Raw genomic sequence first — 15,983 nt, 5'->3', positions numbered from 1 at the left:
CCGACTTTTGAACAGCGTTTGAAAAACGTCGGAGACCCGTCTACTGTCATCACCGACGGGATTCAAACAGCGTTTGAAGGGGGGTGGTGGCGATGGGCGGACTGCTGTTCAACGTGACCACGGCGGCACTGATGATGTTGATGCTCAACGGCGGACTGACGCTGCTGGGCCAGGGCACCCTGCGGGGGCGCCGCATCCCGTGGGCGGCGGTCGGGCTCACCTCTGTCGCCGTCGCCGGGGTGGTCACCCAGCTCTGCTGGTCCGGCGCGATGGACGCGCTCGACAGCGACCCGGCCAGGTCCGGCTGGTGGCGGATCGTCACCTCGACGTTCATGCAGAACGGCGGCCTGCTCGGCGGGGCGTGGAACATCGCCACCCTCGCCGTCATCGCCGCCCTGGCCGACTGGTTCTGGGGCACACCCCTCACGCTGGGCCTGTTCCTCGCCGGCATCCTGCTGCCCGGATACGTCGACACCCTGTTCGGCGAGAGCGGCCACAGCACGGACCCCCGCAACTTCGCCGGAAGTTCCGGCGCCACGTACTTCCTCGCCGCGACCCTGTCCGCGGCGCTGCTCATCCGCGTCCTGCGCACCGGACGCGGCACCGAAGAACGCGACACCGGTCAGGAGCGCAGGAAGGAGGCCCTGCTGGCGGCCGGCGTACCGGTGCTCGGCCTGGCGGTCTGGTTCGCCCAGTCCAACGGCCACGGCCTGGTGTCCGTCTACGGCTTCGCCCTGGGCGCCGCGGTCTGCGCCCTCACCCGACGCACGTGGGACCGCCCGGCACCGGCCGCCCGCGCCGCGACGGTCGAGTAGCTCCCGCTACCCCGCCCCGTGCGGCGCACGGCGTACGGCGAGGACCGCCAGGTCGTCCTGCTGCACGCCCGCGGTGAAGTCCCGCACGTCGTCGACGAGCGAACCGATCAGCCGGCCGGCGGTGATGTCGACGTGGCCGCCGAGACGCTCCTCCAGCGGATAGAAGGCGCCGTCGCGCGAACGGGCCTCGGTCAGGCCGTCGGTGCACAGCAGCAGCGTGGCCCCGGCGGGGAAGGCGAACCACGCCACCGTGCGCGGTTCGTCGACCAGACCCGCCAGGCCCAGCGGTACGTGCTCGTCCCCCGCGCCGACGGCGGTGACGGCCCCCTCGTGCAGCAGGTAGGGCGGGATGTGGCCGCACCCGACGACCTGGGTGTCGGTGCCCTCGTCCACCCCCAGGACGAGCGCGGTGACGAACCGTTCGGGCTCGCCGCGCTGCCCGGCGTAGTCGTTGTGCCGGACGACCGCCGCCTCCAGCGCGTCGACCAGCGCGGTCGCCGTCGGCTCCCGGTGGGCGGCCTCCCGGAACGCCCCCACCACGTCGATGGCCATCCCGATGGCGGGCAGCCCCTTCCCCTGGACGTCACCGATCAGGACCCGGGTGCCCCAGGGCGTGGCCGCCACGTCGTAGATGTCGCCCCCGACGAGCTTGTCCTCCTGCAACGGCTCGTACACGCCGTCCACCAGCACGTCGTCGGTGAGCAGCGGCAACGGCCGCAGGATCTGCCGCTGCATCGCCGCGGCGGTCGAGCGCAGCCGTACCAGGGTGCCCTCACGCGTGACGCGCACCCGGGCGCCGAAGACGGCGAGCGTGCCGAAGCCGACGGCGAACAGCGTCAGGATCACCCGGTCGAGGATCCGTTCGCCGGGCTGGAAGACCACCGGCGCGACGACGACGAGGCTCACCCAGCCGGAGACCAGCGCCGTCTGACCCGGGCCGCACAGAGCGGAGGCGAAGGCCGGCAGGAACACCAGCAGCCCGAGGAGGAGCACGGCGGTCCCGGTCAGCAGACCGAGGACGACCACCACGGCCGTCGTCACCAGGGTCGCCAGGACGACATAGCGGGTGGCGGGCGTGCGGATGGCGGTGATGTCGTCGTGGTCCGCCGAACCCGGTGCGGAGGACATCGCGGCGCGCAACGGACGGAACATGCGGGCACCCTCCAGCGGCGATGTGTCGCGCACGCGCATCCCGCTCGTGGCAACGGACCGGAAGGCCATGATCATTCACTGCTGCCCCGGAGCCGCCGGGAGGCTGGCCGCCGTCCCGCCGAAGTAGGTCCGTACGAGTGGTGCCGATTCCTCGGACGGATTGTCGCCGGACGGCTCCCCAGGGATGAGATCGCGGTGGTGCCCGGAACCGGACTTGAACCGGTACGCCCCCGAGGGGCAGCGAGGTTTAAGCTCGCCGTGTCTGCATTCCACCATCCGGGCTTGGCGCGGCTCTGCGTTGGCACATGACCCTATCCGGGGGGCTCCCCCGATCACCCGAACAGTGGCTCGATGTTGTCTTATTTTATTGACCGCTTGAGGGTGCGTCAGCACACCCGAGAGGCATAGTCACACGCCTGGCCCGGTTGTGAGCGCGGCGACCGGCAATCCGAATTGACGTGAATTCGCCGCACCCACACAGCCGATTCGCCAGGGGCGCGCCACGGATCGCCAGGGGCGCGCCACCCCTGCCGGCCGGCGGGGTCGTCCGGGCAGCGCGGGACCGGGTGTCCGTCCGGGGGTTCCGGGTCCGCCGGGGCCGCGTCTGTGATCATGAACACGGTGCCGCACCCGGCCGGCGACGTCCCCGTCTCGGGGGCGGTGTCATACCGGAGGAGGACGCGGACGCCCTTCGGTGCGACTCAAGGCGGCCCCGGGAACGGGCACCGGGAGTGACGATCCGCGGCGATACGGCCGAGACGATGGAGCAGTGCCTCCGAGGAGGGCGCCGCGTCACGCGGCACCTGCCTCAAGGCCCCGGACCGAACCGTCAGCCGGGCCGGACCGTCCCCGGACCGGGCGTCCCCCGTCCCGTACGCACCCCACCCTGGAGCCTCCCGTGACCACCATGACCACCGCTCACCGCGCCACCGCGGTGGCTGCCCGCGCCACGGAACTGTCGAAGGTCTACGGAGAGGGCGAGACCAAGGTGACCGCCCTCGACCGGGTCACCGTGGACTTCCCGCAGGGCGAGTTCACCGCGATCATGGGCCCGTCGGGTTCCGGCAAGTCCACGCTGATGCACTGCGTGGCCGGGCTCGACAGCTTCAGCAGCGGATCGGTGCGGATCGGTGAGACGGAGCTGGGGTCCCTCAAGGACAAGCAGCTCACCCAGTTGCGGCGGGACAAGATCGGGTTCATCTTCCAGGCGTTCAACCTGCTGCCGACGCTGACGGCGCTGGAGAACATCACGCTGCCGATGGACATCGCCGGCCGCAAGCCCGACCAGGACTGGCTGTACAAGGTCATCGAGATGGTGGGGCTCTCGGACCGGCTGAAGCACCGGCCCACCGAGCTCTCCGGCGGCCAGCAGCAGCGCGTCGCGGTGGCCCGCGCCCTGGCCTCGCAGCCGGAGATCATCTTCGGTGACGAGCCGACCGGCAACCTGGACTCCCGGTCCGGCGCCGAGGTCCTCGGCTTCCTCCGCAACTCGGTGCGCGAGCTGGGCCAGACCGTGGTCATGGTGACCCACGACCCGGCGGCCGCCTCCTACGCGGACCGGGTCATCTTCCTCGCGGACGGGGCGATCGTCGACCAGATGATGAACCCGACCGCGGACGGGGTGCTGGACCGGATGAAGGCGTTCGACGCCAAGGGGCGCACCAGCTGAGCTGAGCCCCCGGGCCGCAGCCCCGGCCCCGACGCCGTACCGCCCCGCACCACCTCGCGCCGTGCGGCGTCCGAACCGTGCCCCTTTTCCGGAACCCCTCCCTCCAGGACACAGCCATGTTCCGTACCGCCCTGCGCAATGTGCTCTCGCACAAGGCCAGGCTGCTGATGACCGTTCTCGCCGTGATGCTCGGCGTGGCCTTCGTCTCCGGCACCCTGGTCTTCACCGACACCCTCGGAAACGCCTTCCGCAACCAGTCGGCCAAGAACTACGACGACGTCGCCGTCGCGGTCACCACCTACGCCGACCAGCGCGACACGGAGTCGCGCGGAGTCGACGCCGCCACCCTGAAGAAGATCCGCGCCCTGGACGGGGTGGAGAGCGCCACCGGCCGGGTCTCCGGGTTCGCCGGGGTCGCGGACCCGGACGGCAAGCTGATCGGCAACGGCTGGTCCAACACCGGCGCCAACTTCGCCCCCGGCAAGGGCGGCAAGGACACGCAGTACGCCTTCACCAACGGCACGGGGCCGACCTCGGACGGCCGGATCGCCCTGGACGAGGACACCGCGAAGAAGGGCGAGTACAAGGTCGGTGACACGGTCCGGGTCGCCACGAACGGGCCGGTGAAGGAGTACACCCTGTCCGGGGTCTTCACCACGGAGGACGGCGCGGTCAACGCCGGCGGCAGCCTGGTCCTCTTCGACACCGACGTCGCCCAGAAGCTGTTCCTGCGGCCCGGCGAGTTCAAGGACGTCTCCGTCACCGCCGCACCCGGCGCCTCCGACCAGCAGGTGCTGGCCGCGGTGAAGCCGCTGCTGCCCAAGGACGCGGAGGCCAAGACCGGCAAGGCGCGCGCCGACGAGCAGGCCAAGGACATCGAGTCCGGCCTGAGCAGCCTCAACAAGCTGCTGCTCGGCTTCGCGGGCATCGCCCTGTTCGTCGGTATCTTCCTGATCGCCAACACCTTCACCATGCTGGTCGCGCAGCGCACCAAGGAGCTGGCGCTGCTGCGCGCGGTCGGCGCCTCGCGCCGTCAGGTCAAGCGCTCGGTGCTGCTCGAAGCGGCCGTGGTCGGTCTGGTCGCGTCCGTCATCGGATTCGCGGTGGGCCTCGGCCTCGCCATCGGGCTGCGCTCCGCGATGAGCCTGATCGGCGGCAAGATCCCGGCCGGTCCGCTGGTGGTCGCACCGAGCACGGTCGTCGCCGCCCTCGGGGTCGGCGTCGTGATCACCGTGCTGGCCGCCTGGCTGCCAGCCCGCAGGGCCGCGAAGATCCCGCCGGTCGCGGCGATGAACAGCCAGTACGCGGTGGCCACCGTGAAGTCCCTGGTGGTGCGCAACTCGATCGGCGCGGTCATCACCCTGCTCGGCGCGGCGGCGGTCGTGGCCGGTGCGGCGCGGTCCGGGGACTCGGCCCAGGCCGCCATCGCGGCCGGTGCCTTCCTGGCGCTGATCGGCATCATCATCCTCATCCCGCTGCTGTCCCGGCCGGTGATCGCCCTGCTCCGCCCGCTGCTGCGGCGGCTGTTCGGGGTCTCCGGCAAGCTCGCCGCGCAGAACGCGGTGCGCAACCCCCGGCGCACCGGTGCCACCGCCTCCGCGCTGGCCATCGGGCTGACCCTCGTCACCGGTATCTCGGTCCTCGGCGTCACGCTCGGCCAGGCGGTCGACCGGATGACGACGGACAACGTCAGGGCCGACTACATGGTGTCGATGGCGAGCGGGGACTCGCTCGACGAGTCGGCGCTCACCGCCCTGGAGAAGGCCGACGGCGTCACCGCCGTCTCACCCCAGCAGGCCGTCTGGCTGACGGTGGGCAAGGCCAACCTGTCGGCGTCCGGCGTCACCCCCGGCGATGTGGAGAAGGTCTTCAGCGTCGACACCACCTCGGGCTCGCTGGACTCCCTGGGCAGCGGCTCGATCGCCGTCTCGGAGAAGACCGCGAAGTCGAACGGCTGGCGGACCGGGGACAGCGTCCCGGTGACGTACGAGGACGACAAGAAGGAGAACCTGAAGGTCGGGGCGCTCTACAAGGACAACGAGTTCCTGTCGCCGGTCCTGATCCCCCGCGAGAAGGTGGCCCCGCACGAGGGCCGGGCGGACATCCGCGAGATCTGGGTGAAGACGGACGGCGGCGCGAGCGCGGCCAACGAGAAGTCCGTGGTGGACGCGCTGGGTGACAACCCGGGCATGAGCGTCATGGACCGCCAGGACATCCGGGACATGTTCGGCGGCACCATCAACCTGATGATGAACATCATGTACGGGCTGCTGGCGATGGCCCTGATCATCGCGGTGCTCGGGGTCGTCAACACCCTGGCCATGTCCGTGTTCGAGCGGCAGCAGGAGATCGGCATGCTGCGGGCGATCGGCCTGGACCGGCGCAAGGTCAAGCGCATGATCCGGCTGGAGGCCGTGGTCATCTCGGTGTTCGGCGCGCTGGTCGGCATCGGGCTCGGGCTCTTCCTCGGCTGGGCGATCGGCAACGCCACCTCGTCCTCCATCCCGCAGTACGCCCTGGTCATTCCGTGGGGCCGGATCGGGCTCTTCCTGCTGCTGGCCGGACTGGTGGGGGTGCTGGCCGCGATGTGGCCGGCCCGCAACGCCGCGAAGCTCAACATGCTGACGGCCATCAAGACCGAGTAGCGCCGGACGGCCGACGAGAAGGGGCCGGTATCCGCCACGGCGGATACCGGCCACGCGTGTGTGCACGGCTCAACCGGTCGCGGACGCCTTCCAGTGGCGGGCGCGCAGCGGCATCCGGGCGGCTCCGCCCTCCGCCGGCCGCACGGCCAGGATCTGGTTGACGCCGATCTTGTTGTGCTCGAAGGAGAGCGCGGAGGCGGCCATGTACAGGCGCCAGACCCTGGCCCGGCCGGGCGAGGTCATCTTCACCGCGCGCGGCCACTCCTTCTCCAGGTTGGCGACCCAGCGGCGCAGGGTCAGCGCGTAGTGCTCGCGGAGCGATTCGACGTCGCGGGCCTCGAAACCGGCTTCCTCAAGGGTCGCGACGGTCCGGCCCAGCGGAGCCAGCTCACCGTCCGGGAAGACGTAGGCGTCGATGAACTCGTCCACGTGGTAGGCGGACTCGTCCTTCTCCGGGCGGCGGGCGATCTGGTGGTTGAGGAGGCGCCCGCCGGGCTTGAGGAGTGCGTAGACGTCGTCGGCGTACTCGCGGTAGCGGACCGAGCCGACGTGTTCCGCCATTCCGATGGAGGAGATGGCGTCGTACGGGCCGTCCCTGACGTCCCGGTAGTCCTGGACCCGGATCTCGATCCGGTCGGTCAGCCCTTCCTCCGCGATGCGCTTGCGGGCGAAGGCGGCCTGTTCGGTGGAGAGGGTCACGCCGGTGACCCGGGCGCCGTACTCGCGGGCCGCGTGGATCGCCATGGAGCCCCAGCCGCAGCCGACGTCCAGGAGGCGGTCCCCCTCCTTCAGCGCGAGCTTGCGGCAGACCAGGTCGAGCTTGTCGCGCTGGGCGTCCTCAAGGGTGCCGCCGTCCTCCCAGTAGGCGCAGGAGTAGACCATGGACGGGCCGAGGACCAGTTCGTAGAAGTCATTGCCCACGTCGTAGTGGTGGCTGATGGCCTCCTTGTCGCGGCGCTTGGTGTGCAGGGCGCCGGTGCGGCGGCGCACCTCCTCCGGGGGCGGCGGGGGCGGCGGCCACGGACCGGCGAGTCGCAGCAGCCCCTTGGCGGCCGCCCGGACCTTCGGGTCGCGGACCGGGTGGATGCTGTCCTTCGCCTCGATCCCGCGTTCCCAGATCAGCCCGGCCACCAGGTCCAGGGTCTCGTACAGATCGCCTTCGATATCGATCTCCCCGGCCACCCAGGCGCGGGCGAGGCCCAGTTCGCCCGGCTTCCACAGCAGCCGGCGCAGGGCGCGGCGGCTCCTGAAGACGAGGGCGGGGGCCTCGGGCGGTCCGGATTCGCTGCCGTCCCAGGCCCGGATCCGGACCGGTAGGGGTTCTCCCAGCAACTCCTGGGCGAGAGCGGTCAGCCGCAACGCGGCGTCTGCCATGGCGCACACCTCCGTGATGGTGTTTCCCGACGTGCCCAGACATGCCCACACATGTCTCGGACCACGCCCCGGCACCCGTTGGCGCCGCGGCGAGGTACACCCCCCACAACAGTTTCCGGCGGCCGGGCCATCCCGCTACCGCGCAATGGAACGGCAAAATACCTGTATGAACCACGCATCCGCCGGGCCACTGGCCCCGCTCCCCCTGTACCGTGCCCCGCCCCACCCCGCCCCGATACGCCGAAGGGGCCGCCCGCACCACGGATGGCGGACGGCCCCTTCGGGCGTCGTACAACGGTCCCGCTGCGCGCGGGCTAGGAGGCCTTGGCCTTCTCGGCCACCGGCTGGGCGGCGGCGGGGGCCGGAGCCGGCTTGGCGGCCTCGTAGAACTCCTCGCGCGGCGTCTCCATGGCGCCGAGCGAGACGACCTCGCGCTTGAGGAACATCGCGAGCGTCCAGTCGGCGAAGATCCGGATCTTGCGGTTCCAGGTCGGCATCGCCATGCCGTGGTAGCCACGGTGCATGTACCAGGCGAGGCGGCCCTTGAACTTGATCTTCATCTTGCCGACGACGATCATCGCGACGCCCTTGTGCAGGCCCAGACCGGCGACCGCGCCCTTGTTGGCGTGGCTGTAGTCGGCCTGCGGGAAGCCGCGCATCCCGGAGATGACGTTGTCACCGAGGACCTTGGCCTGACGCAGCGCGTGCTGGGCGTTCGGCGGGCACCAGGCGTTCGGGTTGCCGGCCTTGCGGCCGACCAGGTCCGGAACCTGGGCGTTGTCGCCCGCGGCCCAGATGTAGTCGGTGCCCTGCACCTGGAGCTTCTCCGAGGTGTCCACGTGACCGCGCGGACCGAGCGGCAGGCCGAAGCGGGCCAGCGCCGGGTTCGGCTTCACGCCGGCCGTCCACACGATGGTGTTGGAGTCGACCTCAAGGCCGTTCTTCAGCACCACGTGACCGTCGACGCAGGAGTCCATGGAGGTCGAGAGGAAGACCTCGACGCCTCGGGACTCCAGGTGCTCCCGGCCCCAGGTGCCCAGCTTCGGGCCGACCTCGGGGAGGATCTTGTCGGCGGCGTCGACGAGCACGAAGCGCATGTCCTCGCGCTTCACGTTCGTGTAGTACTTCGCCGCGTCGCGGGCCATGTCCTCGACCTCGCCGATGGTCTCCGCACCGGCGAACCCGCCGCCCACGAAGACGAAGGTGAGCGCCCTGCGGCGGACATCCTCATCGGTCGTCGAGTCAGCCTTGTCCAGCTGCTCCAGTACGTGGTTGCGCAGGCCGATGGCCTCCTCGATGCCCTTCATGCCGATGCCCTGTTCGGCCAGGCCGGGGATCGGGAAGGTGCGCGAGACGGCGCCCATCGCGATGACCAGGTAGTCGAAGGGCAGCTCGTAGGCCTCGCCGACGAGCGGCGCGACCGTGGCGACCTTGCGGTCCTGGTCAATGGTCGTGACGCGGCCGGTGAGAACCTCTGCCTTCGGCAGCACGCGTCGCAGCGGGACGACGACGTGCCGGGGCGAGATGCTGCCGGCAGCAGCTTCGGGGAGGAAGGGCTGGTAGGTCATGTACGACCGGGGGTCGACGACCGTGACGGTCGCCTCTCCGTAGCGCATCTTCTTGAGGATGCGCCGAGCTGCGTACAGGCCTACGTACCCACCGCCTACTACGAGGATCCTGGGACGCTCCGTGGTGCTCATGCCATCGAGTATCCACCCCTCCCCGGGGGTGAGCTCGTGAGCCCCTTCACAAGGTATGGGCAACCCTCTGCTACACTTCGCCGCCCACGTGACCCAGGTCATGGCCCCGGAAGGGAACCACGGCGCTGTGGCGAACGTTGTTCACCGCTTGTGAGCTGGCCCTTGAGCCGCCGGGCCGGGTGGACCACCCTCCCGGTTCACACTCCCGCAACACCCCCGGAACCGCCCCGTTCGCGCCGCGAGTGACCCCGCACACGCTCCCGGGGGCCCGTCCGGAGCAGAAGTCCGCCCCCAGGGACCCAATTCCTTGTGAAGAAGTTCACGAACTTCGTCGCGGCGCGTCCCCGAAGGGCTCCCCCGGGTGGCCCTGAGCGGCTCAAAGGTGCAGGCAGGAATGCGCATGAGCAGCGTTTCCGCACCCGTCGGCACCCGGCCCCCCGGGCCCCGCGCGCAGCCCTCAGGAGGGCGCTGAGCGGCGCCTCCCCACCCGGACCGCGTTACGCGATGGACCAGCCGATCCCGTCGAGGATGTCGTGCTCGCTGACGACCACCTCGTGGGCCCCGGCCCGCTCCATGACGGCCAGCAGGATCAGCGCCCCGGAGGCGATCACATCGACCCGTCCCGGATGCATCGCGCCGATCGCGGCACGCTCCGCGTGGGTCGAGGACAGCAGCCGCCCGGTGATCTCCCGGACCCGCTCCAGGGAGACCCGGGAGTGGTGGATCGCCGCGGAGTCGTACTCCTCCAGGCCCAGCGCGATCGCCGCCACGGTGGTGACCGTGCCGGCCAGCCCGACGAGCGTGCCCGCAGAGCCGAGCGGGACGGTCTCCTGCGCCAGGTCGAGGGCGGCGGCGACGTCCGCGCGGATCGCGTCGGCCGCCTCCCGCGTGGGCGGGTCGATGACCGCGCCGTCCCGGGAGAGATGGCGCTCGGTCATCCGGACGCAGCCGATGTCCACGGAGCGGGCGGCCCGCACCCGGTCGTCGCCGACGACGAACTCGGTGGAGCCGCCGCCGATGTCCACGACGAGATACGGCTTCGCGAGGTCGTCGCGCCCGGCGAGCTCCTTGGTGGCCCCGTCGAAGGAGAACTCCGCCTCCTGGTCACCGCTGATCACCTCGGGCTCGACGCCCAGGATGTCCAGCACCCCCCGGACGAAGTCGTCCCGGTTCTCCGCGTCCCGGGAGGCGGAGGTCGCGACGAAGCGGACCTTCTCCGCGCCGTGCTCCTTGATCACCGCCGCGTACCGCCGGCACGCGGCGAACGTCCGCTCCAGCGCCTCGGGAGCGAGCCGGCCGGTCCGGTCGACGCCCTGGCCGAGCCGGACGATCTCCATCCGCCGGTCGAGCTCGGTGAACTCCCCGGTGGCGGGGTCGGCATCCGCCACCAGCAGCCGGATCGAGTTGGTACCGCAGTCAATGGCGGCCACACGCGTCATGAGTACTCCCACATCAGGTCCACGGCCCCGGAACAAGCCGAATCAAGCCCCTCCGGCGATTGAGGAGCGGGGGTCCGGGGGCAGCGCCCCCGAGGGGAGAGCCTCAGCCCTCGTCCCCGTCAGGCGCACCGCACGGCGACACGCACGGGCCCTTGCGCCACCACTCCGGCAGCATCGCGATCGCCTCGTCCCCCAGCGGGTTCACGCCGGGCCCCGCGGCCAGCGAGTGCCCCACGAGCACGTGCAGGCACTTCACCCGGTCCGGCATGCCGCCCGCGCTCGGGAAGCCCTCCAGCACCTCGATCGCGTCGCGCCGCGCGATGTAGTCCTCGTGCGCGGCCCGGTACGCGGCCGCCAGCTCGGGGTCCGTACCGAGGCGCTCGGTCATCTCCCGCATGACCCCGTTCGCCTCCAGCGTGCCGATCGCGGACGCCGCACGCGGGCACGTCAGGTAGTACGTCGTCGGGAACGGCGTACCGTCCTCCAGCCGGGGCTGCGTCTCGACCACGTCCGGGTTGCCGCACGGACAGCGGTGCGCGATGGCGCGCAGCCCGCGCGGCGGGCGGCCCAGCTGCTGCTGGAACGCGGCGATGTCCGCGTCGGTGGGCGCGGTGGACTCGGTCTGGGGAGGGGGCGTTTCCATGCCTGCCTAGGTTCTGATCGGGCCGCCCGGACCGCGCTGCCGCGGCCGGACGGTGAAATGCGAAATGACGGGACCGCGGGTCAGCCCCGGTCGGCGCTGTCGACGCCGTCCCACAGGTTGGAGTGCCACGGCCGGCCGGACTCGTCCGGTACGCCGTTGCGCTCCTTGACCGCGTCGGGATCGACCACGGTGTAGCTGGTCTCTCCCGGAAGAAGGTAGTGCAGGTGCTCGCGGGCCAGCCGCTTGATGTACGCGTCGTCCTGGAGGCGCGCCTTCTCGTCGCGCAGCTCCTCGGTGCGTGCCTCGGCCTCCTGCGCGAGCCGCTCCTGGTCCGCGATCTCGTCGCGCTGCGACACGTACTGCCGCATCGGATACGCGAGGGCGACGACCAGGGAGCAGACGACCAGGGCCAGGAAGGCCGCCCGGCCGGTGAGGCGGGAGCGGCGGGCCTGGCGCTTGCTCTGGGACCGGTAGACGCGGGCTGCGGTCTGCTCACCGAGCAGCCTCAGCCGGGTCGCGGTGGAGAACCGGTCCCGGTCCTTCGCGGCCATGTCTCCGCCTCCCCATTACGCACGTCCGTCCCCGCACACGGTACGGGACCGAGTGCGGGGACGGACGGAGGCCGGGTCGCTGGACCCGGTCGGGCCTGTCAGCCCTTGAACCGCGGGAACGCCGAACGGCCCGCGTACACCGCGGCGTCGTCGAGGATCTCCTCGATGCGCAGCAGCTGGTTGTACTTGGCGACGCGGTCCGAGCGGGCCGGGGCGCCGGTCTTGATCTGGCCGCAGTTCACGGCGACCGCGAGGTCGGCGATGGTGACGTCCTCGGTCTCGCCGGAGCGGTGCGACATCATGCACTTGAAGCCGTTGCGCTGGGCCAGCTCGACGGCGTCCAGGGTCTCGGTCAGCGAACCGATCTGGTTGACCTTGACGAGCAGGGCGTTGGCGGAGCCCTCCTCGATGCCGCGGGCCAGGCGCTCCGGGTTGGTGACGAAGAGGTCGTCGCCGACGATCTGCACCTTGGCGCCGATCTTCTCGGTGATGACCTTCCAGCCGGCCCAGTCGTCCTCGTACAGCGGGTCCTCGATGGAGACCAGCGGGTACGCGTCGACGAGCTCCTCGTAGTACTCGGTCATCTCGGCGGCCGAGCGGGACTTGCCCTCGAACTCGTACGTGCCGTCCTTGTAGAACTCGGACGCGGCGACGTCGAGCGCGAGCGCGATGTCCTTGCCGGGGGCGTAGCCGGCTTCCTTGATGGCCTCGACGATGAGGTCGAGCGCGGCGCGGTTGGACTCCAGGTTCGGCGCGAAGCCGCCCTCGTCACCGAGACCGGTGGACAGGCCCTTGGTCTTCAGGACCTTCTTCAGCGTGTGGTAGACCTCGGCGCCCCAGCGCAGGGCCTCGGAGAAGGACTCCGCGCCGATCGGGGCGATCATGAACTCCTGGATGTCCACGTTGGAGTCGGCGTGCGACCCACCGTTGAGGATGTTCATCATCGGGACGGGCAGCAGGTGCGCGTTCGGGCCACCGAGGTAGCGGAACAGCGGCAGGTCCGAGGCCTCGGACGCGGCGTGGGCGACGGCGAGCGAGACGCCGAGGATGGCGTTGGCGCCGAGCGAGCCCTTGTTCTCCGTGGCGTCCAGGTCGAACATGGCCTGGTCGATCAGCCGCTGCTCGGTCGCGTCGTAGCCGACGAGCTCCGGGCCGATCTGCTCGATCACGGCGAGGACCGCCTTCTCGACGCCCTTCCCGTGGTAGCGGTTGGGGTCACCGTCGCGAAGCTCAATGGCCTCGAACGCACCGGTGGAGGCTCCGGACGGAACGGCAGCACGGCCCGTGCTGCCGTCGTCGAGGCCAACCTCGACCTCGACCGTGGGGTTGCCCCGGGAGTCGAGGATTTCCCGGGCTACGACGACGTCGATGGACGGCACGAGGCATCTCCTTCTGGGATATGACGCTGGTTGTGCAGGGTCACTTTGGCCTTGCGACAAGAGCCTAACCGGCCCGGCCGTCTCAGTCGGCCGCCCGCCCGTCCCCTGGGACGAAAAAGGACCCAAGAGCAGTCATAGCGGGATGAAAGGCCAGAAATTTACTGGCCAGTAACTACAACAGTTGAACAGTCGGCACGCACTCGCGCGAGCCACCGGGGCCGCCGGACCGGCGGCCGACGGGCCCCGGCCCGGCACGCGTGGGGGGAAGACGCGAACCGGGCCGGGGAGTTCGGCGAGGAGAGTGGGTGCCGGACTACTTCGTCAGGTGGAGCTGCTGACCCGGGAAGATCATGTCGGCGTCCTCGACGATGTCCTTGTTGAGCTTGAACAGCTGCTGCCAGCCGCCCTTGACCTTGTGGTCGGCCGCGATCTTGCTCAGCGAGTCGCCGGTGACGACCTTGTACTCGCCGTCACCCTTCTTGACCTTCTCGCCGGTCGGGGTGGTCACGGTCTTCTTCTGCCCGGCCTCGGGGGCGGTCGAGCGGTCCGAGCGGTTGGTGGCCGGGGCCTCGGTGCGCTCGGCCTTCTTCGGCTCGGCCTGCTGCGCCGGGGCGGACTCCTGCTTGGGGGCGGCCTCCGCCTTGGGGGCGCTGGAGCCGGTGTCGACGCCCGGGTCGACGCCGTCGTTGGTCAGGTTGCCGGCACCGGCGCAGGACCAGGCGCCCGGTCCCTGCATGTCGAGGAGCTTCTCGGCGACCGCGATCTGCTGGGCCTTGCTGGCCAGGTCGGCGCGGGCCGCGTACTGCGTACCGCCGGCGGCGGCCCAGCTGGACTGCGAGAACTGCAGACCGCCGTAGTAGCCGTTGCCGGTGTTGATGGACCAGTTGCCGCCGGACTCGCACTGGGCGACCGCGTCCCACGTGGAGACGGAGGCGGCGGAGGCGCCGGTGGCACCCATCAGGGGCACGGCGATGGCGGCACCGGTCACACCGGCGAGCGTGGCGATACGGACGGCCTTGGACGGGCGGCGGTGCTTGTTGCCCTTGCTGTTGAGCAGCATCGAGACTTCTCCTCACCGACGCCTGCGAGGTGAGCTGTCGGGTTCGGGCCAAGTGAGTTGCCCGGTCGCACGTCCTAGCGCACGACTTAACCCCAAGCCGGTCCTGATCCGTCTTGCGACGATCGGGCCCGGCACTTACCTGGGTCCCCCGCTCCTGCCTACGGCGCTTTACGCGTCTGTTCCCTTCGACCGACGGCAGGATTCGGCGTGACGATCGACGGGGCCCGCGGTGCGAGCGGTTCTGACCGTAAACACACCGAACCCCTACATTCAAAGAAGGACATACCGGATAAGCAGCCCTTATTTGCATCTGATTAACGTCTATTTCCGCAGGTCGGAACGGATGCGGGGGGACCTCCCGGACAAGACACGCGAGTTCACGCGAAGAGACCCATGTCTCACTTAGTCAAAAGTGGGACATAGGCCTCTTAAGTACCCCAGGATCGAGGCGTCTTCGGCTGTTGATCAGACCGTTTCCACGGCCGCTTCCACGGCTGCTTCCACGCTCGTCTCCGCGCCCGGTCTCAGCCGGTCTTCACACCGAGATCGAGGTGCTGACCGGGCAGGATGAGGTCGGGGTCGGAGCCGACGGCCGCCTTGTTGGCCTCGTACAGACCGGTCCAGCCGCCGGGCAGCTCCTGCGCTTCGGCGATGGCCCAGAGGTTGTCGCCGGGCCGGACGGTGTACGTGCCGTCGGCGGCCGGCGCGCCGGGGCCGCGTCCGTCCGCGTCCCCGCGCGAGGCGTGCCGCCCCGAGTCCCGGCCGTCACCGGTCCGCTCCGGGGCCGGCGCGCCGCGGTGCTTGCCGACCGCCCCGGCGGACGGGGAGGACCCGTCCCGGCCACCGGAGGTGTCACCCGCCCCGGCGGAGCCGGATGCCGGGGGCGTGGCGTCAGGGGAGGCAGAGGCGTCCGGCTCGCGGTCCTCGCGGTCCTTGCCGGCCGGCTTCGACGTGGTGTCGCCCGACGGGGCCTTCGTGGCGTCCTCGGACGCGTCGTCCGCCGGGTCCGCGCTCTCTGACGGATCGGCAGTCGCGGACGGGTCCGCGCTCCCGGCCGGGTCCGCGCTCTCCGCCGGGTCCGCGGACGGGGTGGCCGCCGGGTCGACGCCCGGGTCGACACCCGGCAGGGAGCCGTCCGGGGTGAGCCCGGAGATGACGGCGCAACTGGGCCACGCCTTCGGCCCCTGATCGTCCAGCACCTTCTCCGCCACGGCGATCTGCTGCGAGCGGCTGGCGAGGTCCGCGCGCGGGGCGTACGCCTCGCCGCCGTAGGACTTCCAGACCTCCTGCGAGAACTGCAGCCCGCCGTAAAAGCCGTTGCCGAGGTCGGCACTCCACATGCCGCCGCTCTCGCACTCCGCGACCCGGTCCCAGGTCGAGGCGTCGGCGGCGTGCGCACCGGCCGCGCCGAGCAGCGGGATGGCGATGGCCGAGCCGGTCACGCCTGCGGCGACGATGATGGCGGGTGCCTGACGAGGGCGACGGTGTCTGCCGTTCGCGGAGCCCATGGGAATGCCTTCCGTGTGACTGACAAGGTGACTGGTGAGTCGAACGGT

At 70.7% G+C, this 15,983-nt stretch carries 12 protein-coding genes, 1 tRNA gene and 1 riboswitch; of the genes, 3 read left to right on the top strand and 10 right to left on the bottom strand.

What is annotated here, in order from left to right:
* Nucleotides 1-92 precede the first annotated feature (92 nt).
* The gene (locus ACFVQ0_RS19745; protein ID WP_390089648.1) at nucleotides 93-815 is read left to right on the top strand and encodes a hypothetical protein; all 723 of its coding nucleotides are present in this window, start codon (nucleotides 93-95) and stop codon (nucleotides 813-815) included.
* Between the two features lie 6 nt (nucleotides 816-821).
* Here the strand turns inward: ACFVQ0_RS19745 and ACFVQ0_RS19740 are convergent, their stop codons facing one another.
* Nucleotides 822-1,967: a PP2C family protein-serine/threonine phosphatase gene (locus ACFVQ0_RS19740; protein WP_390089646.1), complete on the bottom strand. Its 1,146-nt coding sequence runs from the start codon at nucleotides 1,965-1,967 to the stop codon at nucleotides 822-824.
* 196 nt (nucleotides 1,968-2,163) lie between these two features.
* Nucleotides 2,164-2,249 (bottom strand) — tRNA-Leu (locus tag ACFVQ0_RS19735).
* A gap of 616 nt (nucleotides 2,250-2,865) precedes the next feature.
* Here ACFVQ0_RS19735 and ACFVQ0_RS19730 point away from each other — a divergent pair.
* Together ACFVQ0_RS19730 and ACFVQ0_RS19725 are read left to right on the top strand one after the other, a co-directional pair.
* Nucleotides 2,866-3,636, top strand: a complete 771-nt coding sequence (locus ACFVQ0_RS19730) for an ABC transporter ATP-binding protein (RefSeq protein WP_390089644.1) — start codon at nucleotides 2,866-2,868, stop codon at nucleotides 3,634-3,636.
* Between the two features lie 116 nt (nucleotides 3,637-3,752).
* Entirely contained in the window at nucleotides 3,753-6,281 is a 2,529-nt protein-coding gene (locus ACFVQ0_RS19725) for an ABC transporter permease (RefSeq protein ID WP_390089642.1), read from the top strand.
* Between the two features lie 69 nt (nucleotides 6,282-6,350).
* Here the strand turns inward: ACFVQ0_RS19725 and ACFVQ0_RS19720 are convergent, their stop codons facing one another.
* From ACFVQ0_RS19720 to ACFVQ0_RS19685, 8 genes are all read right to left on the bottom strand, one after another.
* Nucleotides 6,351-7,655: a class I SAM-dependent methyltransferase gene (locus tag ACFVQ0_RS19720; RefSeq protein ID WP_390089640.1), complete on the bottom strand. Its 1,305-nt coding sequence runs from the start codon at nucleotides 7,653-7,655 to the stop codon at nucleotides 6,351-6,353.
* Nucleotides 7,656-7,969: 314 nt separating this feature from the next.
* Nucleotides 7,970-9,355, bottom strand: a complete 1,386-nt coding sequence (locus tag ACFVQ0_RS19715) for an NAD(P)/FAD-dependent oxidoreductase (protein WP_073738486.1) — start codon at nucleotides 9,353-9,355, stop codon at nucleotides 7,970-7,972.
* A gap of 497 nt (nucleotides 9,356-9,852) precedes the next feature.
* A complete protein-coding gene (locus ACFVQ0_RS19710) occupies nucleotides 9,853-10,794 on the bottom strand; it encodes an exopolyphosphatase (RefSeq protein WP_390089638.1) in 942 nt (313 codons plus the stop codon).
* Nucleotides 10,795-10,897: 103 nt separating this feature from the next.
* Complete coding sequence (locus ACFVQ0_RS19705) at nucleotides 10,898-11,437, bottom strand: DUF501 domain-containing protein (RefSeq protein WP_390089636.1); 540 nt, start codon at nucleotides 11,435-11,437, stop codon at nucleotides 10,898-10,900.
* Between the two features lie 80 nt (nucleotides 11,438-11,517).
* The gene (locus tag ACFVQ0_RS19700; protein WP_073738483.1) at nucleotides 11,518-11,988 is read right to left on the bottom strand and encodes a septum formation initiator family protein; all 471 of its coding nucleotides are present in this window, start codon (nucleotides 11,986-11,988) and stop codon (nucleotides 11,518-11,520) included.
* Between the two features lie 98 nt (nucleotides 11,989-12,086).
* Nucleotides 12,087-13,367 (bottom strand): phosphopyruvate hydratase, encoded by a 1,281-nt coding sequence (gene eno, locus ACFVQ0_RS19695; protein ID WP_311305240.1) that lies wholly within the window; start codon nucleotides 13,365-13,367, stop codon nucleotides 12,087-12,089.
* 313 nt (nucleotides 13,368-13,680) lie between these two features.
* Nucleotides 13,681-14,427, bottom strand: a complete 747-nt coding sequence (locus ACFVQ0_RS19690; protein WP_390089634.1) for a transglycosylase family protein — start codon at nucleotides 14,425-14,427, stop codon at nucleotides 13,681-13,683.
* A gap of 4 nt (nucleotides 14,428-14,431) precedes the next feature.
* Nucleotides 14,432-14,603: riboswitch (cyclic di-AMP (ydaO/yuaA leader) on the bottom strand.
* A gap of 348 nt (nucleotides 14,604-14,951) precedes the next feature.
* The gene (locus ACFVQ0_RS19685; RefSeq protein WP_390089632.1) at nucleotides 14,952-15,935 is read right to left on the bottom strand and encodes a transglycosylase family protein; all 984 of its coding nucleotides are present in this window, start codon (nucleotides 15,933-15,935) and stop codon (nucleotides 14,952-14,954) included.
* Between the last annotated feature and the right edge of the window lie 48 nt (nucleotides 15,936-15,983).

This window comes from Streptomyces sp. NPDC057900, assembly GCF_042887885.1.
Lineage (GTDB): Bacteria > Actinomycetota > Actinomycetes > Streptomycetales > Streptomycetaceae > Streptomyces.
Note: the sequence above shows the minus strand (reverse complement) of the source record. Positions and strands in the feature narration are given on the sequence as shown.

What these genes read in the sequence shown, in the direction of transcription:
- ACFVQ0_RS19745 (WP_390089648.1), top strand. Translation starts at nt 93, where the DNA reads ATGGGCGGACTGCTGTTCAACGTGACCACGGCGGCACTGATGATGTTG.
- ACFVQ0_RS19740 (WP_390089646.1), bottom strand. Translation starts at nt 1,967, where the DNA reads ATGTTCCGTCCGTTGCGCGCCGCGATGTCCTCCGCACCGGGTTCGGCG.
- ACFVQ0_RS19725 (WP_390089642.1), top strand. Translation starts at nt 3,753, where the DNA reads ATGTTCCGTACCGCCCTGCGCAATGTGCTCTCGCACAAGGCCAGGCTG.
- ACFVQ0_RS19720 (WP_390089640.1), bottom strand. Translation starts at nt 7,655, where the DNA reads ATGGCAGACGCCGCGTTGCGGCTGACCGCTCTCGCCCAGGAGTTGCTG.
- ACFVQ0_RS19715 (WP_073738486.1), bottom strand. Translation starts at nt 9,355, where the DNA reads ATGAGCACCACGGAGCGTCCCAGGATCCTCGTAGTAGGCGGTGGGTAC.
- ACFVQ0_RS19710 (WP_390089638.1), bottom strand. Translation starts at nt 10,794, where the DNA reads ATGACGCGTGTGGCCGCCATTGACTGCGGTACCAACTCGATCCGGCTG.
- ACFVQ0_RS19705 (WP_390089636.1), bottom strand. Translation starts at nt 11,437, where the DNA reads ATGGAAACGCCCCCTCCCCAGACCGAGTCCACCGCGCCCACCGACGCG.
- ACFVQ0_RS19700 (WP_073738483.1), bottom strand. Translation starts at nt 11,988, where the DNA reads ATGGCCGCGAAGGACCGGGACCGGTTCTCCACCGCGACCCGGCTGAGG.
- ACFVQ0_RS19690 (WP_390089634.1), bottom strand. Translation starts at nt 14,427, where the DNA reads ATGCTGCTCAACAGCAAGGGCAACAAGCACCGCCGCCCGTCCAAGGCC.
- ACFVQ0_RS19685 (WP_390089632.1), bottom strand. Translation starts at nt 15,935, where the DNA reads ATGGGCTCCGCGAACGGCAGACACCGTCGCCCTCGTCAGGCACCCGCC.